Annotated in this window: 25 protein-coding genes and 2 tRNA genes; 17 read left to right on the top strand and 10 right to left on the bottom strand. The window is 63.2% G+C overall.

What is annotated here, in order from left to right; translation table 11 throughout:
* The first annotated feature begins 139 nt into the window (after positions 1–139).
* Positions 140–1,381 carry a lipoprotein-releasing ABC transporter permease subunit gene (locus BM194_RS10040; protein WP_092846297.1) on the top strand — a complete coding sequence of 414 codons (1,242 nt, stop codon included), beginning with the start codon at positions 140–142 and terminating at the stop codon, positions 1,379–1,381.
* A gap of 9 nt (positions 1,382–1,390) precedes the next feature.
* Entirely contained in the window at positions 1,391–2,083 is a 693-nt protein-coding gene (locus tag BM194_RS10045) for an ABC transporter ATP-binding protein (RefSeq protein ID WP_244890928.1), read from the top strand.
* 3 nt (positions 2,084–2,086) lie between these two features.
* Here the strand turns inward: BM194_RS10045 and BM194_RS10050 are convergent, their stop codons facing one another.
* Positions 2,087–2,692: a DUF2062 domain-containing protein gene (locus tag BM194_RS10050; protein WP_244890929.1), complete on the bottom strand. Its 606-nt coding sequence runs from the start codon at positions 2,690–2,692 to the stop codon at positions 2,087–2,089.
* Here BM194_RS10050 and BM194_RS10055 point away from each other — a divergent pair.
* Genes BM194_RS10055 through murB form a run of 9 tightly spaced genes read left to right on the top strand, consistent with a single transcriptional unit; the run spans position 2,691 to position 11,465 of the window.
* Positions 2,691–5,069, top strand: coding sequence for a DNA internalization-related competence protein ComEC/Rec2 (locus BM194_RS10055; RefSeq protein WP_244890930.1), 2,379 nt, complete (start codon positions 2,691–2,693; stop codon positions 5,067–5,069). The genes BM194_RS10050 and BM194_RS10055 overlap by 2 nt on opposite strands.
* Positions 5,070–5,124: 55 nt before the next feature.
* Complete coding sequence (locus BM194_RS10060; RefSeq protein WP_092846301.1) at positions 5,125–5,796, top strand: MotA/TolQ/ExbB proton channel family protein; 672 nt, start codon at positions 5,125–5,127, stop codon at positions 5,794–5,796.
* Entirely contained in the window at positions 5,793–6,227 is a 435-nt protein-coding gene (locus BM194_RS10065; protein WP_092846303.1) for an ExbD/TolR family protein, read from the top strand. Before BM194_RS10060 ends, BM194_RS10065 begins: the two co-directional genes overlap by 4 nt.
* A complete protein-coding gene (msbA, locus tag BM194_RS10070; RefSeq protein WP_092846305.1) occupies positions 6,224–7,966 on the top strand; it encodes a lipid A export permease/ATP-binding protein MsbA in 1,743 nt (580 codons plus the stop codon). The genes BM194_RS10065 and msbA overlap by 4 nt, the downstream gene beginning before the upstream one ends.
* The gene (gene lpxK, locus BM194_RS10075; RefSeq protein WP_092846307.1) at positions 7,963–8,976 is read left to right on the top strand and encodes a tetraacyldisaccharide 4'-kinase; all 1,014 of its coding nucleotides are present in this window, start codon (positions 7,963–7,965) and stop codon (positions 8,974–8,976) included. Before msbA ends, lpxK begins: the two co-directional genes overlap by 4 nt.
* Complete coding sequence (locus BM194_RS10080) at positions 8,969–9,202, top strand: Trm112 family protein (RefSeq protein ID WP_092846309.1); 234 nt, start codon at positions 8,969–8,971, stop codon at positions 9,200–9,202. The genes lpxK and BM194_RS10080 overlap by 8 nt, the downstream gene beginning before the upstream one ends.
* Positions 9,199–9,975 carry a 3-deoxy-manno-octulosonate cytidylyltransferase gene (kdsB, locus tag BM194_RS10085; RefSeq protein ID WP_092846311.1) on the top strand — a complete coding sequence of 259 codons (777 nt, stop codon included), beginning with the start codon at positions 9,199–9,201 and terminating at the stop codon, positions 9,973–9,975. Before BM194_RS10080 ends, kdsB begins: the two co-directional genes overlap by 4 nt.
* 3 nt (positions 9,976–9,978) lie before the next feature.
* Entirely contained in the window at positions 9,979–10,452 is a 474-nt protein-coding gene (locus BM194_RS10090) for a low molecular weight protein-tyrosine-phosphatase (protein ID WP_092846313.1), read from the top strand.
* Positions 10,449–11,465, top strand: a complete 1,017-nt coding sequence (gene murB / locus BM194_RS10095; protein ID WP_092846315.1) for a UDP-N-acetylmuramate dehydrogenase — start codon at positions 10,449–10,451, stop codon at positions 11,463–11,465. Before BM194_RS10090 ends, murB begins: the two co-directional genes overlap by 4 nt.
* A gap of 68 nt (positions 11,466–11,533) precedes the next feature.
* Here murB and BM194_RS10100 read toward each other — a convergent pair.
* From BM194_RS10100 to BM194_RS10140, 9 genes are all read right to left on the bottom strand, one after another.
* Positions 11,534–11,610 (bottom strand) — tRNA-Met (locus BM194_RS10100).
* A gap of 66 nt (positions 11,611–11,676) precedes the next feature.
* A complete protein-coding gene (gene ychF / locus BM194_RS10105; RefSeq protein ID WP_092846317.1) occupies positions 11,677–12,768 on the bottom strand; it encodes a redox-regulated ATPase YchF in 1,092 nt (363 codons plus the stop codon).
* A 173-nt stretch (positions 12,769–12,941) separates the two neighbouring features.
* The gene (gene pth, locus BM194_RS10110) at positions 12,942–13,526 is read right to left on the bottom strand and encodes an aminoacyl-tRNA hydrolase (RefSeq protein ID WP_092846319.1); all 585 of its coding nucleotides are present in this window, start codon (positions 13,524–13,526) and stop codon (positions 12,942–12,944) included.
* Positions 13,527–13,563: 37 nt separating this feature from the next.
* Entirely contained in the window at positions 13,564–14,208 is a 645-nt protein-coding gene (locus BM194_RS10115; protein ID WP_092846321.1) for a 50S ribosomal protein L25/general stress protein Ctc, read from the bottom strand.
* A 97-nt stretch (positions 14,209–14,305) separates the two neighbouring features.
* Positions 14,306–15,247, bottom strand: coding sequence for a ribose-phosphate pyrophosphokinase (locus BM194_RS10120; protein WP_177223385.1), 942 nt, complete (start codon positions 15,245–15,247; stop codon positions 14,306–14,308).
* Between the two features lie 204 nt (positions 15,248–15,451).
* Positions 15,452–15,526: transfer RNA gene (locus BM194_RS10125), tRNA-Gln, on the bottom strand.
* Between the two features lie 71 nt (positions 15,527–15,597).
* The gene (gene ispE / locus BM194_RS10130; RefSeq protein WP_092846325.1) at positions 15,598–16,449 is read right to left on the bottom strand and encodes a 4-(cytidine 5'-diphospho)-2-C-methyl-D-erythritol kinase; all 852 of its coding nucleotides are present in this window, start codon (positions 16,447–16,449) and stop codon (positions 15,598–15,600) included.
* Positions 16,446–17,072 carry a lipoprotein insertase outer membrane protein LolB gene (gene lolB, locus BM194_RS10135; protein WP_092846327.1) on the bottom strand — a complete coding sequence of 209 codons (627 nt, stop codon included), beginning with the start codon at positions 17,070–17,072 and terminating at the stop codon, positions 16,446–16,448. Before lolB ends, ispE begins: the two co-directional genes overlap by 4 nt.
* A 41-nt stretch (positions 17,073–17,113) precedes the next feature.
* A complete protein-coding gene (locus BM194_RS10140; protein WP_092846329.1) occupies positions 17,114–18,826 on the bottom strand; it encodes a tetratricopeptide repeat protein in 1,713 nt (570 codons plus the stop codon).
* 239 nt (positions 18,827–19,065) lie between these two features.
* On the opposite strand from BM194_RS10140, the gene hemA reads away from it, so the two are divergent.
* From hemA to BM194_RS10170, 6 genes are all read left to right on the top strand, one after another.
* Complete coding sequence (gene hemA / locus BM194_RS10145) at positions 19,066–20,340, top strand: glutamyl-tRNA reductase (protein ID WP_092846331.1); 1,275 nt, start codon at positions 19,066–19,068, stop codon at positions 20,338–20,340.
* 8 nt (positions 20,341–20,348) lie between these two features.
* The gene (gene prfA / locus BM194_RS10150; RefSeq protein ID WP_092846333.1) at positions 20,349–21,434 is read left to right on the top strand and encodes a peptide chain release factor 1; all 1,086 of its coding nucleotides are present in this window, start codon (positions 20,349–20,351) and stop codon (positions 21,432–21,434) included.
* Positions 21,434–22,273: a peptide chain release factor N(5)-glutamine methyltransferase gene (gene prmC, locus BM194_RS10155; protein WP_092846335.1), complete on the top strand. Its 840-nt coding sequence runs from the start codon at positions 21,434–21,436 to the stop codon at positions 22,271–22,273. Before prfA ends, prmC begins: the two co-directional genes overlap by 1 nt.
* A 179-nt stretch (positions 22,274–22,452) precedes the next feature.
* Positions 22,453–22,953 carry an Lrp/AsnC ligand binding domain-containing protein gene (locus BM194_RS10160; RefSeq protein WP_092846337.1) on the top strand — a complete coding sequence of 167 codons (501 nt, stop codon included), beginning with the start codon at positions 22,453–22,455 and terminating at the stop codon, positions 22,951–22,953.
* A 44-nt stretch (positions 22,954–22,997) separates the two neighbouring features.
* Entirely contained in the window at positions 22,998–23,768 is a 771-nt protein-coding gene (locus BM194_RS10165) for a HesA/MoeB/ThiF family protein (protein ID WP_092846339.1), read from the top strand.
* Positions 23,769–23,973: 205 nt separating this feature from the next.
* The gene (locus BM194_RS10170; RefSeq protein WP_092846341.1) at positions 23,974–25,266 is read left to right on the top strand and encodes an NAD(P)/FAD-dependent oxidoreductase; all 1,293 of its coding nucleotides are present in this window, start codon (positions 23,974–23,976) and stop codon (positions 25,264–25,266) included.
* Positions 25,267–25,294 lie beyond the last annotated feature (28 nt).

Genomic DNA, 25,294 nt, shown 5'->3' on the forward strand with positions numbered 1-25,294 from the left:
GGCTCCGTCAGCATCGCAGTGGGCCGCGGCATTGTATTGACCGGCGCGCAACATGCAAGTCCTTTTGAACCGTTACCCGGCGATGCGTCACGACGCGAAAAACCGTACCATGGCCGCTCGTCGACAAGGAACCGAATTGATGCTGGATCGCCTACCCTTTCTCATCGGGCTGCGCTATGTGCGCGCCAAACGACGTAACCACTTCATCTCCTTCATTTCCCTGACCTCGATGCTGGGGCTCACCCTGGGGGTGGCCGTGCTCATCCTGGTGCTGTCGGTGATGAACGGCTTCGATCATGAGCTGCGCTCGCGGGTACTGGGCATGGTGCCGCATACGCGTATCGAGCAGCCCTCGGGCATGACCGACTGGAAGCCGCTGGCCGAGCGCCTGATGCAGCGCGAGCATGTCGTGGGTGCTGCCCCCTACGTACAACAGCAGGGCATGTTCTCGGTAAGTGGCCGCAACGAAGGCGGCCTGGTCTATGGCATCGTGCCGGAATACGAGCGCCAGGTGTCGATCATCGAGGATCACATGCAGCAGGGCAGCCTCGACTCGCTCGAGCCGGGGTCATGGAACATCGTGCTGGGGGATCTGCTGGCGCGCAATCTCGGTGTCGGTGTCGGTGACAAGGTCACGTTGCTGGTGCCCGAGGCTTCCATCACGCCGGCCGGGGTCTTTCCGCGGCTCAAGCGCTTCAACGTGAGCGGGACCTTCAAGGTCGGGGCGGATATCGATGCCAGCCTCGCCTATGCCAACATCGAAGACATGCAGACCCTGGCACGCATGGGCGATGCGGTAGGCGGCCTGCGCCTCGAACTCGACGACCTGTTCCTGGCCAACCAGGTCACCCGCGAGATCGTCAATGACCTGGGCTACGGCTACCGGGGCATGGACTGGACCTACACCCACGGCAACCTGTTCCAGGCAATCCAGATGGAGAAGCGTATGATTGGCCTGTTGCTGATGGTGATCGTCGCCGTGGCAGCGTTCAACATCGTCTCGACGCTGGTCATGGTGGTTACCGACAAGCATGCCGATATTGCCATCCTGCGTACCATCGGTGCCCGGCCGAAGTCGATCATGGGTATCTTCATCGTTCAGGGGCTGACCATCGGCGTCATCGGGATCGTCATCGGGGTCATCCTGGGCATCGTTCTCGCCCTGTCAATCTCGGACATCATCGCCTGGTTCGAAGCCACGACCGGCATCCAGTTCCTGGATCCCAATGTCTACTTCATCAGCTACCTGCCGTCGCGACTCAATCTCGAGGATGTAGGCATCATCGTGGTGTCGGCCTTGGTATTGAGCTTCCTTTCCACCTTATATCCGGCCTGGCGTGCAGCGCGTATCCAGCCGGCCGAAGTGCTGCGTTACGAGTAAGGGCCCGTCATGACCGAACAGACCAGACAACCAATGCTCGAGTGCCGGAACCTGACTCGCACATACCATGAAGGTCCACAGGACGTGACCGTTCTTGATGACCTCGAACTCGACGTGGGCGCAGGAGAGCGAGTTGCCATCGTCGGCAGCTCCGGCTCGGGCAAGACCACGCTGCTCAACCTGCTGGGGGGGCTCGACCGGCCCACGTCGGGAACGGTGACTATCGCCGGCCAGACACTTTCGGCGCTGAGCGATACGGCGCTTGGGGATTTTCGTAACCGCCATATCGGCTTCGTCTATCAGTTTCACCATTTGCTGGCCGAGTTCACGGCGTGTGAAAACGCTGCACTGCCGCTCATCGTGCGCGGCCAGAAACGCCGCGAGGCCGAGCGGCGAGCCATGGATATCCTCGAGCGGGTGGGCATGGCCCAGCGGGGCCACCACAAGCCCGGCGAGCTGTCCGGGGGAGAGCGCCAGCGAGTGGCAATTGCCCGGGCGCTGATCACCGATCCCAGTCTCATGCTGATGGATGAGCCGACCGGTAACCTCGATCAGGCGACAGCAGCCACCATCCTTGGATTGATGGATGAGCTATCGACCACGAGCGCCTGTGCATTCGTGATCGTGACCCACGACCCGGGCCTGGCCCAGCATCAGGACCGGGTGCTCAGGCTCGATGGAGGACGCCTGGCAGCGTCCTGACCGTCAACGCCTTGGCGGATCGATGTCGGCTTCCTGGGTGGGCGCGTCAGCGCAGGAGCGGGTATCCGCAGGCGGAACCGCTTGTTGGCGGGCCTGCCTGCGACGACGTGCACGGCGACGCCAACTGCGTGAGACGTGCCAGCGCCAGATCAGGCGGATCAGCGCATTGCCGGCCAGGCCGAGGACGACGGCGGAGACCAGCGAACCGAGCAGCAGGGCCGGCAAGGCTTCCACCATGCGCTCGGCGATCCACTGGGTGCTGATCCGGTCGGGAACGTGACTGGCTGGCGTGTCGAGCAGCCAGGCACCGAGCCGGTAATTGCAGTAGAAGATGGGCGGCATCGTCAGCGGGTTGGTCAACCAGACCAAGCCAACCGATAGCGGCAGGTTGCAGCGCAATAGCCAGGCACCGAAAGCCGCCAGCAACATCTGGAAGGGGATCGGCAACAGGGCGCAGAACAGGCCCACCATGAAGGCATTGCCCACCGAGCGGCGGGTAAGCACCCAGAGCGAGGCATCGCCGATGATATGGCTCATGAAACGCAGCGAGCGGGTGCGCTTCAGGGTGTCCGGGTGGGGCATGTAGCGCTGGATCAGACGGCGCGGCATGGCATGGCTCGCTGGTTCGAATCCGGATCATTATCCACACATGGCCGCCATCGTGCCACGGCTGGTCTGTCTTGCGACAAGGAACGGGCTCATGGGGGTGGCTGCGCCACTGGCCATTGCAGCGATACTCGGTGCCTGTCTAGGCGCTTGGGGGCCCGCCGGCGCCTTTGGCGCAGCGGCGCTGGCGCTACTGATCAGCCTGGCGGCTTCACGCTATCTTGCCGCTGCATTGATCGTGGTGGCTGCCTTCAGTGCCGGGCAGGTGCTGGTGGCGCGCGGTGCCGTGCTACCGGCCGGCCTGGCCAGCGAGGATGTGGCAGTCACCGGGCGCATTGAGTCACTGAGTGACGAGGGGCGTTTCCGACGCCTGCGTCTCTCGCTCGAAGCGTGTCAGCCCCTGGAGGCCGTGCGCGTCTCCTGCGGGCGATTGCGCCATGTTCGGGTCAACTGGTATGACTCGCCCCCGTTGGAAAAGGGCGAACGCTGGACGTTGACCCTGCGCGTGCGCCCACCATCTGGCTTCGCCAACCCCCACACCTTCGATTACGCCGCCTGGCTGTGGCGCGAAGGGATCGGTGCTACCGGTTACGTGCGCAATATCCCTTCGCCCCGTCGACTGGACGAGGCCAGGCCGGGGCTGCGCGAACGGGCGCTTGCCTTTCTTGATGACCACACCTCAGATGGCTTGGTACGTCGCTGGCTGGCAGCGCTGACTTTGGGTGAGGGCGAGCGCCTCGACGATAGCGACTGGGCGCTGCTCAATGCCAGCGGTACCACGCATCTGATGGTGATTTCCGGGCTGCATGTCGGTTTGGCGTCCACATTCATGCTGATGTTGGCACGCGGCACGGCACGCCTGACCATGCCCCGACGCTGGCGGATGACGACCTGGCCATGGTGGTGTGCTGCCGGAGCGGCCGTCGGTTACGCCTGGTTGGCCGGTCTCGAGCCACCGGCCATGCGTGCCATGATCATGACGTTGATCGGGCTGTGGGTGGCCAGTGGGCGCCATGCGCCTGGTCCCTGGCAAGGCTGGTGGCTGGCACTGGCCATCGTGCTGCTGGTCGATCCGCTGGCATTATGGCGTCCGGGGCTCTGGTTATCCTTTGTGGCCGTGGGGCTGTTGATCCTGGCTTGGCAGGGACGGCCTCGGCCGCATGGGGTGCGTGGCTGGCTATGGGCGTTGTTGCGTACCCAATGCCTGCTGGCGCCGCTGATGGCCGCTGCTGTGCTGATCGCGTTCGATCGGCTGTCGCCGGTAGCGCCGCTGATCAATCTCGTGGCAGTTCCGCTGGTCGGTAGCGTCATGGTACCGCTGGGGTTGGCAGGCTGGTTGCTGGCCTGGCTGCCGCCCTTGGCGGAGGCCTGCTGGGCGCTGTTCGGTTGGTTGGCCTCAGGTGTTTACTGGGCGTTGACGCTCGCTGTCGACGTGGCGCCAGTATGGCAACCGGCAGCCTGGCAGACTTTGCCCCTGGCGCTGGTGCTGGCCTCACTGACTCTGCTTTGGGCACTGCCGGGGTGGAGTCTGGTGCCACGCTGGGCAGGCAGTGTTGCGCTTGGACTGTTGAGTGTGACTCTGGTGCCTCCCGGTCTTCCCGAAGGCCGGGTGAAAGTCCGTCTCCATGACGTCGGCCAGGGTCAGTTGATCGAATTGCGGACTGCACGACATCGTCTTCTCTATGACACAGGGCCGCGCTTCGGTTCCGGCTTCATGCCGCTGTCCACGCTCTGGCCGGTTGGGCAGCGCTTTGATGGTGTCATCGTCAGTCATGCCGATACGGACCATGCTGGCGGTATCGCTGCCCTGCGCCAGGATCACTCCGTTGCGCGCTGGTGGTCGCCGGGTGTCGAATCGCTGGCGGTGCCGGTCACACCTTGCCGTGCCGGCCAGCGCTGGCAGTGGGATGGTGTCGAGTTCCGCTTTCTCTGGCCGTTTGCCGACCCCTCGGCGCTAGCGGACAACGATCGTTCCTGTGTATTGCTGGTGAGTGCCGGTGGGCAACGCCTGTTGATCGGTGGCGATGCCGGGAGCGAAGTGGAAGAGGCCTTGCTGTCGCGGCTGGGCGGCAACGTGGATGTGCTCGTGGCCGGCCACCATGGCAGCCGCACCAGTTCCTCGCCCGCCTGGGTGTCGTCGACCCGGCCGGCAGCCGTCTTGTTCAGTGCGGGGCGTGGCAATCCTCATGGCCATCCGCATGCCGAAGTCGTCAAGCGCTTCCGGCGCGCCGATAGTTGCTTGTGGAACACTGCAATCGACGGGGCTCTGACGTTCATGCTTGGCGATCCGCAGGGCGTCGGCGTCACACCGCGACGAGCGCTTGCGGGCTCGCGAGGCGGTGTCGGTCATGTCTGCCATGCGATAGAATCGCGACCTTGATGGTCCGCATCATTGATCGATGCAGGCTGGGCCGACGCATCAGGAGACATGACGAATGGGCGCGCTCGACGCTTTGGTGGCTGGCGGGCTGTTGATGCTACCTATCCTCGGCTGTTCGCTGGTGGCTACGGCCATCATCATCGAACGCCTGTGGAGTCTACGTGCATCACGCATTGCACCCGCGGGACTCAGTACGCAGGTGTGCGAACTGATTCACAAGGGCCAAGTCAATCTCAACTGGCTGGAGAACCATTCTCCGCTGGGGTCGATCTTGGCTGCCGGATTGCGCAATGTGCGGCTGGGGCATGAGCAGGTGCGTGCACGCCTTCAGGAAGCGGCAACGGCGGTGATCCATGACATGGAGCGCTTTCTCAGCCCGCTGGGTACGATTGCCTCGATCACGCCGTTGATCGGGCTGCTGGGAACCGTCGTGGGCATGATCAAGGTGTTCGCCGTGATCGTCGCCGCCCATGGCGTCGAGCGCACCGCCGATCTCGCCGGAGGCATCTCCCAGGCGCTGGTGACAACGGCGGCCGGCCTGACCGTGGCCATTCCCGCGCTGATATTCCACCGCTACTTCCAGCGCCGGGTCGAGGAGCTGACGGTGCGCATGGAAGAACAGGCGAGCCAGGTGGTCGACTACCTGGCACATCACCAGGGGGAACTAACCTTGGCCGAACGCCACGAGGCCCACGAGCGCCCCTTGGCCAGGGGGAAGCGGGCATGAAATTCGTCCGGCCGCGGCGCGATCCGGTCGAGATCAACCTGACACCACTCATCGATGTGGTGTTCCTGCTGTTGATCTTCTTCATGGTATCGACCACCTTCGAAACGCGCCAGGCACTGGAACTGACACTGCCGGAGAGCCAGGCCGGCGCACCGGCCGAGCCCTCGGCGCCGGTCACGCTGACCGTCGACGCCGCAGGCAACTACCGGTTGGGTGAGCGCTCCCTGGCATCGCTTGAGGCCCTGCATGACGCCTTGGCCGACCAAGCGCCTGCGGCCCGTGAACATGGGCTGGTGATCGAAGCCGATGCAGCCACGGCCCATGCCGATGTGGTCGCCGCCCTGGACCAGGTTGCCATGCTTGGCATCCAGCGTGTGCGCATCGCTACCCGGCAAGGGGCACAAATACATGAACGAGCGGAGTCGCCGTGACCCAAGCAACCAGCTGGACTCTCTATCGTCGTCTGCTTGGCTACGTCAAGCCGTACTGGAAATGGTTTGCGGCAGCGATCGTGGGCTATGCCATCTATGCGGCGTCGAGCACGGCGCTGGCCGAGATGATGAAGCGCCTGATCGATGGTATCCAGAATCCCGACGCTGCCTTTCGCGTCTATCTGCCGCTGTTCGTGATCGGCATGTTCGCCGCGCGCGGTGTCGGGACCTTCCTGGGAACCTATTGCATGAGCAACGTGGCGCGTAACGTGGTCCACGACCTGCGTTGCGAGGTGTTCAATCACATGCTGCACCTGTCGGGACGGTTCTTCGACTCGCATTCCAGCGGGCATCTGATTTCCCGGGTCACCTATCATGTCGAGCAGGTGACTGGCGCGGCCACCAAGTCGATTACGATCCTGTTGCGCGAGGGACTGTTCGTCATCGGCCTGCTCTCTTACCTGCTCTGGACCAACTGGATGTTGACCCTGGTCTTCCTTGCCGTGACACCACTGATCGGCTGGGTGGTCAGCGTGGCCAGCAAGCGTTTTCGCAAGCTGTCGCGGCGTATCCAGACGTCGATGGGCGACGTGACCCACGTGGCTTCCGAAGCGCTGACCGGTTATCGCGTGGTACGCACTCACGGCGCCGAAGAGTACGAGAAGCGCCGCTTTGCCAAGGCCAGCAATTACAACCGCGAACAAAGCATGAAAGAGGCGCTGACCAAGGCCACCAGTACGCCGATCATCCAACTGTTGATTGCCGTGGCCCTGGCCGGCCTGGTGTGGCTGGCCATGGCGCCTGAGCTGATGGCCAACATGACCGCAGGCGAGTTCGTCGCGTTCATCACGGCTGCCTCGCTGATGGCCAAGCCCGTCAAGCAGCTCACTGAAATCAATGGCGAGATCCAGAAGGGATTGGCCGCCTCGCAGGAGCTGTTCGGCTTGCTCGAGGTGCCCCGCGAAAAGGATGAAGGGACACGCATGCCCGAGGGGCTCGAGGGGCGTGTGGCCTTCGAAGGCGTGCGTTTCGCCTATGGCGAGGATCAGCCCGAGGTTCTCAAGGGAATCGACATCGAGGTGGCGCCGGGCGAGATGATCGCCATCGTGGGGCGCTCCGGCAGCGGCAAGTCGACGCTGGTGGGGCTGTTGCCGCGCTTCTACCATCCCACGGCGGGGCGCGTCACGATAGACGATATCGATATCGATGAATATCGGCTTTCGCCGCTGCGTCAACAGATTGCGCTGGTCTCCCAGCAGGTCACGCTGTTCAACGCTACCATCGCAGAAAACATTGCCTATGGTGACCCTGGCGCCAGCCGCGAGCGGATCGAGGCGGCAGCCCGCTCGGCCTACGCCAGCGAGTTCATCGAGCGCTTGCCCAACGGCTACGATACGGTCATCGGCGACAATGGTGTGATGCTCTCCGGCGGTCAGCGTCAGCGCCTGGCAATTGCCCGGGCCATCTTCAAGAATGCGCCGATCCTGGTACTCGACGAAGCCACGTCGGCTCTGGACACCGAGTCCGAGCGCTATATCCAGAAGGCGCTCGAGGAAGTCTGTCGCGGGCGCACCACGTTCGTGATCGCGCATCGTCTGTCGACCATCGAGCGCGCCGATCGCATCCTGGTCATGGAGCAGGGCCAGATCGTCGAAAGTGGCACGCATGCGTCACTGCTCGAGCAAGAGGGGGCCTATGCTGCGCTTTACCGCCTTCAGTTCCAGGAGGCCACCGCGTGAGCCGCTGGGTCGACGCCTGGTATCGCGACGCCGCCTGGCTGCATGCGCTGCGTCCTCTGGAGCGCATCTATCGCAGTGCAGTCGCACGCCGTGACGCCGCTTATCGCAGCGGTCGCAAGCCAGTCTGGCAGGCACCGGTGCCGGTGGTCGTGGTCGGCAACATTACTCTGGGAGGTACCGGCAAGTCGCCGCTGGTGGCCTGGTTGGGACGCTGGCTGAGCGAGCACGGCTGGCGGCCGGGTATCGTCTCGCGCGGCTATGGCGGGCAGGCACCAGGCTATCCGTTCTACGTGCGGGACGATGCCGAAGTGGCGCATGCCGGTGACGAGCCATTGATGCTGGCCCAGCAGACCGGGTTGCCTGTGGTGGTCGATCCGGACCGGCCGCGTGGCGCGAGACGGCTAATCGATGCCGGCTGCGATATCCTGATATCCGATGACGGGCTACAGCATCTGGCCTTGGGGCGTGATCTCGAATTGGTGGTGGTGGATGGCCAGCGGGGGCTGGGTAACGGTCGCTGTCTGCCGGCCGGGCCCTTGCGTGAGCCGAGCTCGCGGCTGTCCCGGGTCGATGCGGTCATCGTCAATGGCGATACGGCCCGTGAGTTGCCCATCGATGGCTACCGGATGCACTTGCAGCCTTCGCGCTGGCGACATCTCATCGATGGCGTGTGCTACCCGGTGGACAAGCAACCGTTTTCTGGGCGTGTCCATGCCTTGGCAGGCATCGGCCACCCGTCACGCTTCTTCGCCACGTTGTCGTCGCTGGGCGTGGAAGTCGATACGCATCCCTTTCCGGATCATCACCGATTTTCCGCCAGCGACCTACGTTTTACCGATAACCGTCCTGTCGTCATGACGGCCAAGGACGCCGTGAAATGCCGCCCCTTCGCCAACGAGCGTTGCTGGGCGCTGGATGTCGAAGCTTGTCCCGAGCCGGCCTTCGTCGACTGGCTGGGCGAGCGGCTCGAGGCACTTCGATCCGCCGAACGAGAGGAACACGATGGATAAGGAACTGTTGGCTATGCTGGTCTGCCCGCTGTGTCAGGGCAAACTCAAGTACGACCGTGAGCGGGGAGAACTGAAGTGCCACTTTGATGGCCTGGCCTATCCCATTCGCGACGATATCCCCGTGATGCTCGAGGAAGAAGCCCGAGTCATGGATGCCGATGAGAAGCTGAACAGCTCGCCGGCCCGGATGCCGAATGCCCCGGGGACGGGAAACCCGCTGTCATGACCGGGTTCGTCGTCGTCATTCCCGCGCGCTATGGCTCAAGTCGCCTACCCGGCAAGCCATTGCTGGAGATCGACGGCAGGCCGATGGTGGCACACGTCTGGCAACGTGCCTCGGAGAGTGCGGCGACACGTATTGTCGTTGCGACCGATGACCAGCGAATCGTCGAGGCGGTCAAGGCCTTCGGTGGCGAAGCGATCATGACCCGGGCCGATCATCCCTCGGGCACCGATCGCCTGGCCGAGGTGGCACGGTGCCTGAAACTGGACGACGATACCATCGTCGTCAACGTTCAGGGCGACGAGCCGTTGCTGCCGGCCGCCTTGATCGATCAGGTTGCGGTACGCCTCGAAGAGGATGCTCAAGCCTCGATTGCCACCCTGGCCGAGCCGATCGGCGATGTCGATACGCTGTTCAATCCCAACGTGGTCAAGGTGGTCCGCGACGTTCATGGACGCGCGTTGTATTTCTCCCGGGCACCGATTCCCTGGGACCGCGAGGGCTTCACGTCGCGGCCGGCGCTGCTCGATACCGATGCCTGGCTGCGGCACGTCGGCCTCTATGCTTACCGGGCCGGCTTCCTGGCGGAGTATGTCGACTGGCTGCCCAGCCCGCTGGAACAGCTCGAGCAACTCGAGCAACTTCGCGCCCTGCACCATGGTCATTGCATTCAGGTCGCCCTGAGTACCGAACCGCACCCTGCCGGCGTGGATACGCCAGATGACCTGCAGCGGGTTCGTCAGTACATCGAGCGCAATGCACCGGGAGGAAAATGATCGATGCGTGTTCTGTTCGTCTGTCTGGGTAACATCTGCCGTTCGCCCTCTGCCGAAGGAGTGTTTCGGGCGCATCTGGCGCAAGCCGGGCTGACCGATCGTGTCGAGGTGGATTCCTGCGGTGTCGGCGACTGGCATGTCGGCAAGGGTCCCGATCCGCGGGCGCTTGATGCTGCGCGCCGGCGCGGCATCGATATTTCGGCGCTTCGTGCCCGCCAACTTGCGCCCACCGACTATCAGCATTTCGATTACATTCTGGCCATGGATCACGACAATCTGGAGGCGATCCGTCAAGGATGCCCGTCCTCGTGTCGCGCTCATATCGGCTTGTTTCTGGAGTTCGCCGGTGAGCGCGATCGAGCCGTGCCCGATCCCTACTACGGGGGTGAGCAGGGTTTCGAAGACGTGCTCGACCTGATCGAGGCGGCCAGTGACGGCCTGATCGAGGAGCTTCGCCAGCGGCTGTCCCGCCAATGATGCGTCGGGATGTCGATTTGCAGCGGGCCAATACGTTGGGTCTGCCGTGCCGTGCCGAACATTTCCTGGCCAGCGACGACCTCGCGGAGATACGTGCGGCCCTGCGACAGGCCAAGGACCATGATTGGTCGTTGACGGTGCTGGGAGGGGGCAGCAACCTGGTGCTGTATCCGCAGCTGCCTGGGTTGGTGCTGCAGCCAACATTCAGCGACTTTCGCCTGGAGGAGGTCGGTGGCGGTGAGGTGTTGGCGCATGTTGGAGCAGGCAGGGACTGGCCGAGCCTGGTCGTTGCCCTAGCCGAATGTGGACTATGGGGCACCGAGAATCTGGCTTTGATTCCCGGCCATGCCGGCGCTGCGCCCATCCAGAATATCGGTGCCTACGGTGTGGAGCTTGCCGACGTGCTCGAGGAAGTGCACCTGCTGGATCGGGAGGGGCAAGAGCGGCAGTTGCACCGCGACGAGTGTGCCTTCGGTTACCGCGACAGTATCTTCAAGCATGAGCTGAAAAACCGGGTCGTGATCACGAGGCTCGTGCTGCGTCTCAGCCGTCATGCGACACCCCGGCTCGACTATGGCGATCTGGCCTCGCGCGTTGCCTCGGTCTCGCCCAGAGCATTGGACGTGGTGGACGCAGTCAGTGCCATCCGCCGCGAGAAGCTGCCCGATCCGCGACATGTCGGTAACGCCGGCAGCTTCTTCAAGAATCCGGTGGTGGCCGCCGACAAGGCGCAGCAATTGCTCGAGCGGTATCCGCAAATGCCGCATTTTCCGCTGGCGGAGGGGGGCGTCAAGCTGGCGGCAGGGTGGTTGATTGATCAATGCGGGCTGAAGGGCGTTCGCGATGGCCACGTCGGGGTGCATGATCGTCAGGCGCTGGTACTCGTGCATCATGGCGGCGGCAGTGCCGAGGAGTTGCTGGCGCTGGCAGCGCACGTGTCGGCATCCGTCCAGGAGCGTTTCGGTGTCGCCCTGGATCGTGAACCCCGGCTCATGGGCAAGCCGGAAACCTGATGTAAAAAAAGGGAGCGGCAAATAAAAAACCCGTCAGGCATGACCTGACGGGTTTTTGGTAATCGCTGTGGTGGCTACGCCCTGATTCGAACAGGGGACCCCATCATTATGAGTGATGTGCTCTAACCAGCTGAGCTACGTAGCCGTCCAACGGGGGCGAATATTACGCGTAACCGGCTGATACGTCAACCTTTACGTGCTCTCTCCCGTTTCAGACATTGAACCGGAAGTGGACCACGTCACCATCCTTCACCACGTAGTCCTTACCTTCCAGGCGCCACTTGCCGGCATCCTTGGCCGCTTGCTCGCCGCCCAGGGAGACGAAATCGTCGTAGCTCACGACCTCGGCGCGGATGAAACCCTTCTGGAAGTCGGTGTGAATCACGCCGGCGGCTTCCGGTGCAGTCGCTCCGACCTTGACCGTCCAGGCACGCACCTCCTTGACGCCTGCGGTGAAGTAGGTCTGCAAGCCAAGCAGGGCATAACCGGCACGGATCACGCGATCCAGTCCGGGCTCTTCCATACCCATCTCATCGAGAAACATGCTGCGCTCCTCGTCGTCGAGTTCGGCAATCTCGGCCTCGAGCTGGTTGCATACCGGCACTACCACCGCATCTTCCTCGGCAGCGATCTCGCGCACGGTGTCCAGGTAGTGATTGTTCTCGAAGCCATCCTCGTTGACGTTGGCGATGTACATGGTCGGCTTCAGCGTCAGGAACCCAAAACTCTTCAACTGGCGCTTTTCGTCGTCATCGAGCCCGAAACTGCGTAGCGGCAGGCCCTCGGCCAGGTGCGGCTGGATACGGTCCAGGATGGCCTTGGTGGCGATGGCGTCCTTGTCGCCGCTCTTGACCACGCGGGTCAGTCGCTGGATAGCGCGGTCGACCGTGTCGAGGTCGGCCAGGGCCAGTTCCATGTTGATGATTTCGATATCGGCGCGTGGATCGACCTGGTTGGCGACATGAATGACATTGTCGTTATCAAAGCAGCGGACCACATGGGCGATGGCATCGGTTTCGCGAATGTTGGCGAGGAACTGGTTTCCCAGTCCTTCACCCTTGGAAGCCCCTTCCACCAGACCGGCGATATCCACGAACTCCATGGTAGTGGGGACCACTTTCTCGGGCTTGACGATCTCGGCCAGCTTGTCGAGACGGGGGTCAGGCATCGGCACGATGCCAGTATTGGGCTCGATGGTACAGAACGGAAAGTTCTCGGCGTCGATACCGGACTTGGTCAATGCATTGAAAAGCGTGGACTTGCCGACATTGGGCAGGCCGACGATGCCGCAATTGAAACCCATGGTGTGTTCCTGGAGAGCTGATGCTTGGATTAGAACCTGACTGAAAGATGCCATCGTTCGACGGCTTCAGGCAGAACCTAGAGAATGGCGGGCATTTTACGGGAAAAGCGTGTCGATCTGTACGCTTGAAGAGACAAGAAATCGTGTTCCGCTTGCGCGGCAGAGCGACCGGCCTAGGGTTTGAAGCTGTGCAGGCGATTCATCGCCTTGGCCCAATCTCCTTTCAAGGCATCAGGTAGCGTGACAAGACATTCTTCGATAGCGGCGTCGATGGCCTGTCGTTCTGCCTTGCCGGGACGACCAAGCACGTAATTGGTGACCAGCTTGGCATCACCGGGATGGCCGATACCGATGCGCAGACGATGGAAAGCGTTATTGTTGCCCAAGGCGCGAATGCTGTCACGCAGGCCGTTGTGACCACCGTGACCGCCGCCTTGCTTGTAGCGGGCAGTGCCCGGGGCGATATCCAGCTCGTCATGGGCGACGAGCAATTCCTCGGGGACCAGTTTGAAGAACTGACAGAGAGCGGCGACAGCCCCACCGCTGCGATTCATGAAGGTGGTCGGGTTGAGCAGGTGCAGCTCGTGACCGGCGAAATTGACCTTGGCATAAAGCCCCAGGAATTTCTTCTCCACGCGCAGGGGAGTGTGGCTGTCGCGCGCAATGGCTTCCACCAGCCAGGCGCCCGCGTTGTGCCGGGTGTCTTCGTACTCGGCCCCGGGATTGCCCAGGCCGATGATCGCTTTCACTTGGCTCATGCGAACGCCTTGCTGTGGTTGACCTCAAGGCAGCCGATTACTCGGCGCTGCCTTCTTCCTCGCCGCTTTCCGTGCCTTCTTCGTCAGTGTCGCTGGCGCTGACGGTCGGACGAGTCACGCTGACGATACCGGCGTCGTGGTCTTCGCCGTGGGTCAGGGCGACCAGGGTGACACCTTCCGGCAGCTTGAGGTCGGACAGGTGCAGCGTGGAACCGAGCTCGAGGTCGGCAACGTCGACTTCGAGGTATTCCGGCAGGTTCTTGGGCAGGCAGCTGATTTCCACATCAGTGGCCAGCACGTGCAGAACACCGCCTTCGTCCTTGACACCCTTGCACTTGTCTTCACCCACGACGTGCAGCGGCACGTGCAGGGTCATCTCGTGCGTTGCGTCGACACGCAGGAAGTCGGCATGGGTCACCAACGCCTTGTAGGGGTGGCGTTGCAGATCACGGATGACGACCTGTTCGTTGCTGCCTTCGACATCGATATTGATGATGGAAGAGAAGAACGCCTCGTCCTCGATGGCCTTGTAGAAAGCGGCCTTGTCGAGGGTGATCGGCTGGGGCGTCTTTTCACCACCATAGATGATGGCGGCAACCTGTTCGTTCGCACGACGCAGGCGGCGGCTCGCACCTTTCCCCAGGTCGTGACGAACATTGGCGGTAAGTTTGTAATCGGACATGGTGTAACCTCTCAGGGTTGAAATAAGGAATCGGCACCGCCCGCGACCAAGCGATGCCGATTCCGAGAGCACCTAGGGTGCACGTATCCCGGCGATGTCAGTGGAACATCGCGCTGACGGATTCTTCGTTGCTGACGCGGCGAATCGCCTCGGCAATCAGTCCCGCCACGCTGAGCTGACGGATCTTGCCGCTACGGCGAGCCAGCTCGGACAGCGGAATGGTATCGGCCACGACGAGTTCGTCAAGCACCGAGCCGGAAATATTGTCCACGGCAGGGCCGGACAGGATCGCATGCGTGGCATAGGCGACCACACGGTTGGCGCCGTGATCCTTGAGTGCCTCGGCGGCCTTGCACAGCGTGCCGGCCGTATCGACCATGTCGTCGACGACGACGCAGGTGCGGCCTTCGATCTCGCCGATGATGTGCATGACCTGGGCCTGATTGGCCTGAGGGCGGCGCTTGTCGATGATGGCCAGGTCGACGTTGAGTTGCTTGGCAATGGCGCGGGCGCGCACCACGCCGCCCACGTCGGGAGAGACCACGACCAGATTGTCGTAGTTCTGGCGTTCGATGTCGTCGAGCAGGATCGGTGAACCATAGACGTTGTCCACCGGGACGTCGAAGAAGCCCTGGATCTGGTCGGCGTGCAGGTCCATGGTCATGACGCGGTCGACGCCGGCCTTGACCATCATGTCGGCCACGACCTTGGCGGAAATCGGCACCCGAGCCGAGCGTACCCGGCGATCCTGACGCGCATAGCCGAAGTAGGGAACCACGGCGGTGATTCGCGCAGCGGAGGCACGACGCAGTGCATCCACCATCAGAATCAGTTCCATCAGGTTGTCATTGGTCGGGGCGCAGGTGGACTGCAGAATGAAGACGTCCTTGCCGCGAACGTTCTCGTTGATTTCGACCGCGATCTCGCCATCGCTGAACTGGCCGACCGTGGCATGGCCCAGCCGGTTGTCGAGAGACTCGGCTACCTTGCGGGCAAGTTCGGGATTGGCGTTCCCGGCGAAAACCATCAATTTAGACACGCACAGCCACCTTTGGAGTCTGGGAGCCCATTTGACGCCACCCTGATCGCTTGCGAAAAAACCACGCGTCTCTCGGCCAGTGAGCTATGTCGCCTCACGGGGCCTGGTATCGGGTGGTTCTTCCCTCGGCTACGATCAGCCGCGCCCAACAGACACCTGGGGGATCTCGAGAGGGAGTTTTCTATTATGCAGTCGTCAAGGGAATGGCTGGGGTACCAGGATTCGAACCTGGGAATGGCGGTACCAGAAACCGCTGCCTTACCACTTGGCTATACCCCAGCAACCGTTGCCCTTCACTGTCGCTCGATGCCTGTCTCGGCATCACCTCGCGACTGCCTGGTCGCTGTCGGTCAAAAGAGACCCAGCGCCTGATGGAGGGGAGACGTGTTGCAGCCGCGCGCCATGAAAGCGGTCCAGCCTGAGCGAACACGGCTCAATATACTAGAAGCCTCGTCTGCGTTCGTCAAACGGCAGAAGACGCAAGCACCCGTTCCGGTCAGCAAGGTCGGTGCCACCCCGCTCAGCCAGTTCAGGGCATCGTCGACTTCCGGATAGAGTTCGCGAACGGTCGATTGGCAATCGTTGCGCCAGGCTTCCGGCCCCTCCTGCAGTGCGCGCGCCATACTAATTGGGGGGGTGTCCCGTGTCAATTGCGGTGCATTGAACACACGCGGGGTCGAGACCTCGATGCCGGGATGCACGACCACGAACCAGGGCGTGTCGAGGTCTACCGGGACGAGGCGTTCGCCGATGCCTTCGGCCCATGCGGCATGGCCCCTGACGAAGACCGGGACATCGGCCCCCAGTTGCAGGCCCAGTTCGGCCAGGCGGTCCAGGCCCAGGTCAAGCTCCCAGAGCCGATCCAGGGCGAGCAGGGCGGTGGCTGCATCGGAGCTGCCTCCGCCCAGGCCTCCGCCCATCGGCAGTTGCTTGCGTAGCTGGATGTCGGCGCCAACGGGACGCTGGCTATGATGTTGCAGCAGGCGGGCTGCCCGCACGATCAGGTTGTCTTCGTCGGCGACGCCGGCAAGGCTCGGGAACAAGGTTACTTCGCTATCGGGGCGTAACTGGAACGTCAGGGTATCGCCATGGTCAAGGAACTGAAACAGTGTCTGCAGTTCGTGGTAGCCATCGCCACGGCGGCCGGTGATATGCAGCATTCGGTTGAGCTTGGCCGGGGCCGGCAGGGTCAGTACCGTCACGCGCTTGTCCCCGTGTCGATGGGGCGCCACTCGTTGACCACCAGGGTGGCTCGGAAATCGTCGATGGACATGACCAGGCGCCGAGGCAGCCAGAGCCCTCCGTTGAGATCGGGCGCCCAGGTCCAGTCACGATATTCGATCGTCCATCCCGCCTGCTTCATTTGCCTGGGAAAGCCTTGGTCGTCGGTGGTCGTCTGGTGCGGCAGGATATAGGCCGGCAGACCACGTACCCAGCGATCCAGGGCGGAGACCGGCAAGGCCCAGCCGAGCTGGTCCTCCATCAGTTGTTCAGCAGTCTCGGCTTCGAAACGGCCGTCGCCGGTGGTCAGGGTGACCCCCGTCGCACTGCTCTCCAGAACGCTGCGACCGGCCCCGAACGGGCCACTGATGAGGATGCGGTAGTCGAACCCCGTCTGTGTCCAGTCCAGATTGGCGCTCACCGCGTCCTCGGGCGTTCGCAGGCCCACCTTGCCGGCCAGTCGCCATGCGTCGAGGGCTTCGATGCGTTCGCGTTGCTCGCTCCAGTTGACCTGGTCGCGGGCTACCTCGGGGGTGGGGGCCTGGCTGGCACAGCCGGCCAGCAGGGTCAGGCAGAGCAATAAGGGTATCGTGAGTCGTTTCATGGTCGAAGTCTCGTTTCGGTACGGCGGGCAAGCGTCTCGACTCAAGGGGCGAGCTCGGGGATGCGCTGCAGCAACTCGTCGATGCGGGGATGGTCTGTCTGGCGCTGCATGGCCTCGGCAATCACGCGACGGGCTGCCTCTCGTTGCTCCATGCGCCAGAGAACCTCGGCAAGATGAGCGGCGATTTCCTGGTCCGGCTGACCCTGGTAGGCCTGGCGCAGCAGGGGCAGGGCGCGCTGGTCGTCACCGAGTTTGTGGTAGGCCCAGCCAAGGCTGTCGAGAATAGCCGGGCTGTCCGGCTCCAGCGCGTAGGCGCGCTGAATGAGCGCCACGCCTTCTTCGAGCCGTTCGGTCACGTCGACCAGCGTGTAGCCCAGTGCATTGAGAGCCATGGCGTTGTCGGGCTCGAGTTCGATGACATGCTGCAGGTCTTGCTCCATGGCGGCGATATCGCCTCGATCGTAATGACGCATGGCGCGCACGAGACGTAGCTGGGTATCGTCAGGGTGCGCCCGTAGCTGACGGTCGAGCAACTGCAGGGCGGCATCCTCCAGGCCCAGCTCGTCCAGCAGGTCGACTTCCAGCGCAGTCAATTGCGTGCGCATGGCGGGGTGGCGCAAGCGCTCGATGCGCAGGAAGTCGCGTGCATCGAGCAGCCGGTCGGCGTCGATCAGTGCGCGTGCGGCATGCAGGCGAGCCTCGAGGAAGCCGTCACCGGAAGGGACCTGGCGATAATAAAGAAGGGCGTTGTCGACTTCGCCTTCGCGCTGGGCAATATTGCCGAGCAGGATGTACGCCAGCGCGGGCGGAGCATCGCCATCGATCAGTGGTAGCACCAGGCGGCGTGCCGGGGCGGGATAGCCTTCGTCCAGATAGAGCTGGGCCAGGGCAAGACGCAGATCGGTAGCATTGGGGTGTTTATCCACGAGGGCGTCGATGCGCGCTTCCGCTGCATCGACATTGCCAAGTCGCAACTGGGACTGGGCCAGCAGCAACGCGAAGCGACTGTCCTCGGGAGAAATTTCCAGTCCACGCCGGGCGGCCTCTCGAGCCTCGCCCAGGCGGCCCGATTCCAGGGCCAGCCGGGCACGGGTCAGCCACAGGGCCGGCAGGTCGGGAGAGACGGTTTCCAAGGTATCCAGGCGACTGGCCGCCAGGCGGGGCTCCCCGGCCGCCGCTTCCAGCAGAGCCGTGGCCAGCAGGGCATCGCCCTGGCGAGGGTGAGCGTCTAGAAAGCGGCGCAAGGGAGCAAGCAGCGGGTCAATGGGAACACCGGCCTCCATGGCGGCTTCGGCAAAGCCTGCCAGCTCGCCCTGGCCACCCTGTTCGGCCAGCGCCAAGCGTTGCTCGAGGCTGGCCTGCCAGTCGCCGCGCTCCATGGCAATGGCCGCCAGTAATCGTGCCGGCGCTTCGGCATCGGGAGACAGCGCCTGCCAGCGCTGTGCGGCGTCGGCGAAAAGCTGGGGGTCGTTGCTGTAGCGCGCAGCAAGCACGGCGCGTTCGGCAAGCTCGGGGGCGTCGTAGCGCTCGGCGCTGTCGAGATAGCCCCGGGTGGCGCGCGCGAAATCGCCACGCTGGCCGGCAAGCTCGGCAGTCAGCAGGGTGGCGAGGCCCTGAGCATCGAGGCCGCGCTGGACGGGCGGTGCCGAGGCCATGGGGTCGGCGATGATGGTTTGTGAAGGACCGGTAGCGGGGCCCTGGCAACCGGTAAGCAGGGCAACGGCCAGGGCCGTCATAACCAAGCGTGCGCGCATGCCATCCTCGTTCGAGCTGAGAGCACCTGCCGGTCATCCCTGCCGGCATGTTTGCCGTTCAGCATACCGGCTTGCTTCCCTGCGGCAAAGCGGCGTGCGGTGCATGCCCATGCCTTCGACTGGTGTGGTAAACTGTGCCGCCCGAATCCCCATGGCGTGTTGCGCATGCGTTGCGCCACGCGCTAGCCGGGTTATCTTACGCCGCACGGACTCCACGGCCCGATGTTGACGATGCTCCAATGACGCTTCTCGCCCTGGGAATCAACCACAAGACCGCTGCTGTCGAGGTGCGCGAACAGGTCGCGTTCACCCCCAGCCAGCTCGAGTCGGCACTCACGGAACTCAAGCACCTGCCCAGCGTGCGCGAGGCGGCCGTGCTATCGACCTGCAATCGGACCGAGCTGTACTGCGTGACCGAGCCGGATGGCGAGAAGACGATTCTCGACTGGCTTGGGCGGTTTCATGGTCTGGCCGTCGAGCAGCTCACGCAGTGCGCCTATCACTATCTGGACGAGGCGGCTGCCAAGCATCTCATGCGGGTCGCGTCGGGCCTGGATTCGATGGTGCTCGGCGAGCCGCAGATCCTTGGCCAGATCAAGGACGCCTATCAGCAGGCACGCAGCCTCAAGGGGCTGGGCGGGGAGCTGGAGCGCCTGTTCCAGCACACCTTCGCGGTCGCCAAGCAGGTGCGTACCGAGACCGGTATCGGCGAAAACCCGGTCTCCGTGGCCTACGCCGCGGTCAGCCTGGCAAGCCGTATCTTTGCGAATTTCTCGCGCTCGCGGGCGCTGCTCATCGGTGCCGGTGAAACCATCGAACTGGTGGCTCGCCACCTGCGCGAGGCGGGTATCCAGGAACTGATCGTGGCCAATCGCACCATGGAGCGGGCGGAGCGACTGGCGGGCGACGTCGGTGGCAAGGCCATTACCCTCGGCGATATTCCGAAAGCTCTGGAGCGTGCCGACATCGTCATCGCCTCGACCGCCTCGCCGTTGCCGATCCTGGGCAAGGGGATGGTCGAGCGGGCGCTCAAGGTACGCCGTCATCGGCCCATGTTCATGGTCGACATCGCCGTGCCCCGGGATATCGAGCCTCAGGTCGGCAATCTCGACGATGTCTTCCTCTATACCGTCGACGACCTGCAGGAAGTGATCGAGGAAAACCGGCGGCATCGGCAGGTGGCGGCCAACCAGGCCGAAGAACTGATCGCGCTGGGCGTGGAGCACTGGCAGCACGAGCGCCGGGTGCGGGGTGCCGGCGACCTCATCCGCCGCTATCGCGAGCAGGGCGAGGCGCTGCGCAAGGCGTCCGAAGAACAGGCGATCGCTCAACTGGCGCGTGGCGAGGATCCCGAGAAAGTCATCCGCCGGCTGACCCAGCAGCTAACCAACAAGCTGCTGCATGGCCCGACCCTGCGGCTTCGCGAGGCATCTGGTGCCGAGCGTCACGATATCATCCAGGCGGCCGAGAGCCTGCTGCTCGATCCGGCTGCGCCGTCTCAGGACTCCAAATAGGACACTGAATGAAAGCGTCATTGCGTCAACGTCTGGAAAGCCTGCAGGAGCGCTTCGAGGAGCTTGCTGCCCTGCTGGCCGAGCCCGAGGTGATCTCCGATCAGTCACGCTTTCGCGACTACTCGCGGGAGTATGCCGAACTCGACGAACTCGTCGAGGCCTGGCGGGCCTATCGTGCCACCGAGGGTGACATCGAGGCGGCAGAGCAGATGTGCGATGACAGCGATGCCGACATGCGCGAGATGGCCGAGGCGGAGCTACATGAAGGGCGTGAGCGCCTCGAGACGCTGGAGGAACGGCTCAAGAAGCTGCTCGTTCCCAAGGATCCAGATGATCACCGTAACGTGTTCCTCGAGGTGCGTGCCGGCACCGGCGGTGATGAGGCCTCACTGTTCGCGGGCGATTTGTTCCGCATGTATTCGCGCTATGCCGAAAAGCTGGGCTGGAAGGTCGAGGTGGTCAGTGCCAGCCACGGCGAGCAGGGCGGCTACAAGGAAATCATCGCGCGGGTACGCGGCGAGGGCGTCTATGCGCGGCTCAAGTTCGAGTCCGGTGCTCATCGTGTGCAGCGTGTGCCGGCCACCGAGTCGCAGGGGCGCATCCATACATCCGCCTGTACCGTGGCCGTGATGCCGGAAGTCGACGAGGTCGGCGACATCGACATCAACCCCAGCGACCTGCGGGTCGATACCTTCCGCTCCAGCGGGGCGGGCGGTCAGCACGTCAATACCACCGACTCGGCGATTCGCATCACGCACTTGCCGACCGGCGTAGTCGTCGAGTGCCAGGAGGAGCGTAGCCAGCACAAGAACCGCGCCAAGGCGATGTCGCTGCTGGCGGCTCGCCTGAAGCAGTCTGCCGTCGACAGCCAGCGCCAGCAGCAGGCCGACACACGTCGCTCGCTGGTCGGCTCGGGCGATCGCAGCGAGCGCATCCGTACCTACAACTTCCCTCAGGGAAGGCTGACCGATCACCGTATCAACCTGACGCTCTACAAGCTTGGTGAAGTGATGGGTGGGGAACTGGACGAGGTAGTCGAGCCACTGATCAACGAATACCAGGCCGAGCGGCTGGCCGCCCTTCAGGAAAGCTGATGCGCATCGATCACCTGCTGGTCGAGGCCACGCAGCGGCTAGCCCGGGCGGGGTCTTCGTCTCCCCGGCTGGATGCCGAGATATTGCTCGGTCATGCGCTGGCACAGAGCCGCACCTGGCTTTACACGTGGAGCGATCGCGAAGTCGAAGACCTCGACCGTCAGTGCTTCGAGTCACTGCTGGTCATGCGCGAGGCCGGGCAGCCGGTAGCCTACCTGATCGGCGAGCGTGAATTCTGGGGACTTCCCTTGCAGGTTGCCAGGTCGACCCTGATACCACGTCCCGATACCGAAAGCCTGGTCGAGGCGGCGTTGGACAAGGCCACGGCGGAGCAAGGCCGTATGCTCGATCTGGGCACCGGGACAGGGGCGATTGCCCTGGCATTTGCCAGCGAGCGCCCGGGGTGGCAGGTCGTGGGTGTCGACCGGGTGCCCGACGCGGTAAGGCTGGCACGTCGCAATGGGGAGCGCTTGGGGCTTGCCAATGCCTCGTTCGTGGAAAGTGACTGGTTTGCCGCACTCGAGGGCGAGCGCTTCGACCTGGTGGTTTCCAATCCGCCTTACCTGGCGCCCGACGATCCTCACCTCGCGCAAGGCGACGTACGGTTCGAACCTGCTTCGGCGCTGATTGCCGATGATCAGGGCCTGGCCGATCTTCATTACCTGTGCCTGACCGCCAGGGAGCACCTTTTGCCGCACGGCTGGCTGGCGCTGGAGCATGGCATGACCCAGGATGGCGCCGTTCGTGACGTGCTGCAGCGGGCCGCTTACCGTGACGTGCAGACGCGCCTGGACCTGGGCGGTCGTCCTCGCGTTACCTTGGCCTGCATGATGCCATGACGGCAGCGTGGAAAGGCCTGGCTGGAGTCCGGTCGAGCGAATGTGGTAATACTAAAGCCACAATTGAAAAACTTGCTGTTACCTTGTGTTGAATCGCGTTTGCGGCACCACTTGTCGCTGGATCAGGCGTGATTCGCAGAGGATCATGCTGTCACCGCTCGGCCGGGAACACTATTATAATGAAAGCCAAGACTCGATCGCTGGACCGTATCGATCTCAAGATTCTGCGCTGCCTGCAGGACAATGCCCGCATCTCCTATGTAGACCTGGCCTCCCAGGTTGGTTTATCCACCACGCCTTGCCTGGAGCGCGTCAAGCGCCTGGAGCGGGCCGGCATCATCCGCGGTTACAAGGCCGTGCTCGATCCCACGGCGCTCAAGGCCAACCTGCTGGTGTTCGTCGAGATCAGTCTCGAAACCCAGTCGCCGGCCGTGTTCGACGAGTTCCGGCGTGCCGTGGCCAAGCTGCCCCAGATTCAGGAATGCCATCTGGTGTCGGGGCAGTTCGATTACATTCTCAAATGCCGTATTCCCGAGATGTCCGCTTACCGTCAGTTGTTGGGCGATGTCGTCCTGACCCTGCCGGGCGTCAAGGAGTCGAAGAGCTACGTGGTGATGGAAGAAGTCAAGGAAGAGTTTTCACTGCATGTCCCGGATATCGACGAGTTCGACGACAAGTGACGTCGCGGCGCGCCAAGCTGGGGATGCCATGGTAAAGGAAGGTTATGAACGACGATGCCCTGCTGCGCTATAGCCGGCAGATCATGCTCGACCAGATCGATATCGATGGACAGGAGCGCTTGCTGGCCAGTCATGCACTGATCATTGGCGCCGGTGGGCTGGGGTCGCCGGTGGCGCTCTATCTGGCGGCGGCCGGGGTGGGGCGGCTGACTCTGGTCGATGACGATGTCGTCGAGCTCTCCAACCTGCAGCGCCAGATCGCCCACGGCCAGGCTGACCTGGGGCGGTTCAAGGCCGAGTCCGCCGCCGAGTCATCGCGGGCGCTCAACCCGGATTGCCGAGTAACGGCACGGGTCGAACGCCTTGGCGCCGAGGCATTGGCGGCAGCGATGCAGGATGCCGATGTGGTCATCGATTGCACCGATCGTTTCTCCAGCCGTTACGCAATCAACCGAGCGAGCCTGGCAACCGGGACTCCCTTGGTATCGGGAGCGGCGATACGCTTCTCGGGGCAACTGGCCATTTTCGATCCACGTGATGAAGCCAGCCCGTGCTATGCCTGTCTCTATCCACCGGACGAGCGGGGCGAGCAGGCCGATGACGAGTTACGCTGTGCCGAGAACGGTGTCGTGGCGCCCCTGGTAGGGGTGATCGGTACGTTTCAGGCACTCGAGGCACTCAAGCTGCTGGCTGGCGCTGGTCAGCCGCATCGGGGTCTTTCGACATTCGACGGGTTGAGTGGCGAGTGGCGACGGTTCAATGTGCCTCGCGATCCTGCCTGCCCGGTCTGTTCCGCCATACGCCCCTCACCCTGAATGCCGCTTTGGTGAGCGCCGGTCATCCGATTGGCGCTTCCTTCCTTTCCTCGCATCACTACCGTTTTTGTTGTTATTGAATACTTGACAAGACGTGCCGGTTTGGTGTCAGACTTAGGGCATAAACCGTGGCTTGTCTCGTTGCCGTGGTGAAAGAATTCAACAATAAACTTGACCGTGAACGGTCCTCGATCGGGAAACCTGCATGACAGTCGCTGCCCAACTGCGCCGTCCCTCCTCATACTACAACGCCAGTGTCGCGGTCAGCCTCGAGCCGACGCCGCCGTTGTCCGGTGACGTACAGGCCGATGTCTGCGTGGTTGGCGGTGGCGTCACTGGCTGCTCGGCGGCGCTGCACCTGGCCGAACGGGGGTATCGGGTGGTGCTGCTGGAGGCGGGTGAGGTCGGTTTCGGCGCCTCGGGGCGCAGTGGCGGTCAGATTCTGCCCGGCCTGGGGACTGGGCTCGACGTTGTCGAGAAAGCCCTTGGCCGGGAGCGCACCCGCGATATCTGGGAGATGAGTCGTGAGTCGGTACGTCTGACCGCGGAACTGATTCGACGGTACGAGATTCCCTGCGACCTGGCCTGGGGCTACCTGCATGCGGCGGTCAAGCCACGTCACGTCAAAGAGTTGCGGGCGTTCCAGGACGAGATGGCCCGCAACTACGATTATCCCTCCCTGAGCTTTCTCCAGGGCGAGTCGCTGCGCGAGCATGTCGCGACCGATGCCTATCCGGCGGCACTCCATGATGCCGAGGGTGGACACCTGCATCCGCTCAATTACACGCTGGGGCTGGCGTTGGCGGCACAGCGTGCCGGGGTGACCATTTACGAGCACAGTGCGGTCGAGCATGTCGAACGTGGCCGGCCTGCCCGAGTCTCGACGGCGCACGGTTGGGTCAATGCGGAGTTCGTGGTCATGGCGACCAACGCCTACGTGGGTGGTCTCGTGCCTGAGCTTCGGGGCCGTATCATGCGCGCCGCCAACTATATCGTGGCAACGGCACCACTGAGCGAGGCGCAGGCCGCCCAGGTGCTACCCCGCAACGACGCCCTGTCCGATGCCAACTTCGTGCTCGACTATTACCGGCTCTCCGCTGACCGACGACTCATCTACGGTGGCGAAGTGAGCTACAACGGTCATGAGCCGCGTGCGCTGAAAGCGCGCATGGATGCCAAGATCGCCCATCTGTTTCCGGCCCTGCGCGGCGTTGCCATCGATTACCGGTGGGGAGGGGATGTCGCCATCACGTTGAATCGTGCACCGGATTTTGGCCGTCTGGATACCAATATCTTCTATGCCCAGGGGTATTCCGGTCATGGGATGTCCCTGGCCGGTCTGGCCGGCAAGCTGCTCAGTGATGCCATTGCCGGGCAGGCCGAACGTTTTGATGTGTTTGCTGCCATGCCGCACCGGTTGTTCCCGGGCGGCCGGTGGTTGCGCACGCCGCTGTTGGTGCTGGCAACGAATTTCTATAAATTACGCGACCGGTTGTAACCGCGACGGCACCGACTTCCGACACACC

The sequence above is a fragment of the Modicisalibacter xianhensis genome (assembly GCF_900113605.1).
Taxonomy (GTDB): domain Bacteria; phylum Pseudomonadota; class Gammaproteobacteria; order Pseudomonadales; family Halomonadaceae; genus Modicisalibacter; species Modicisalibacter xianhensis.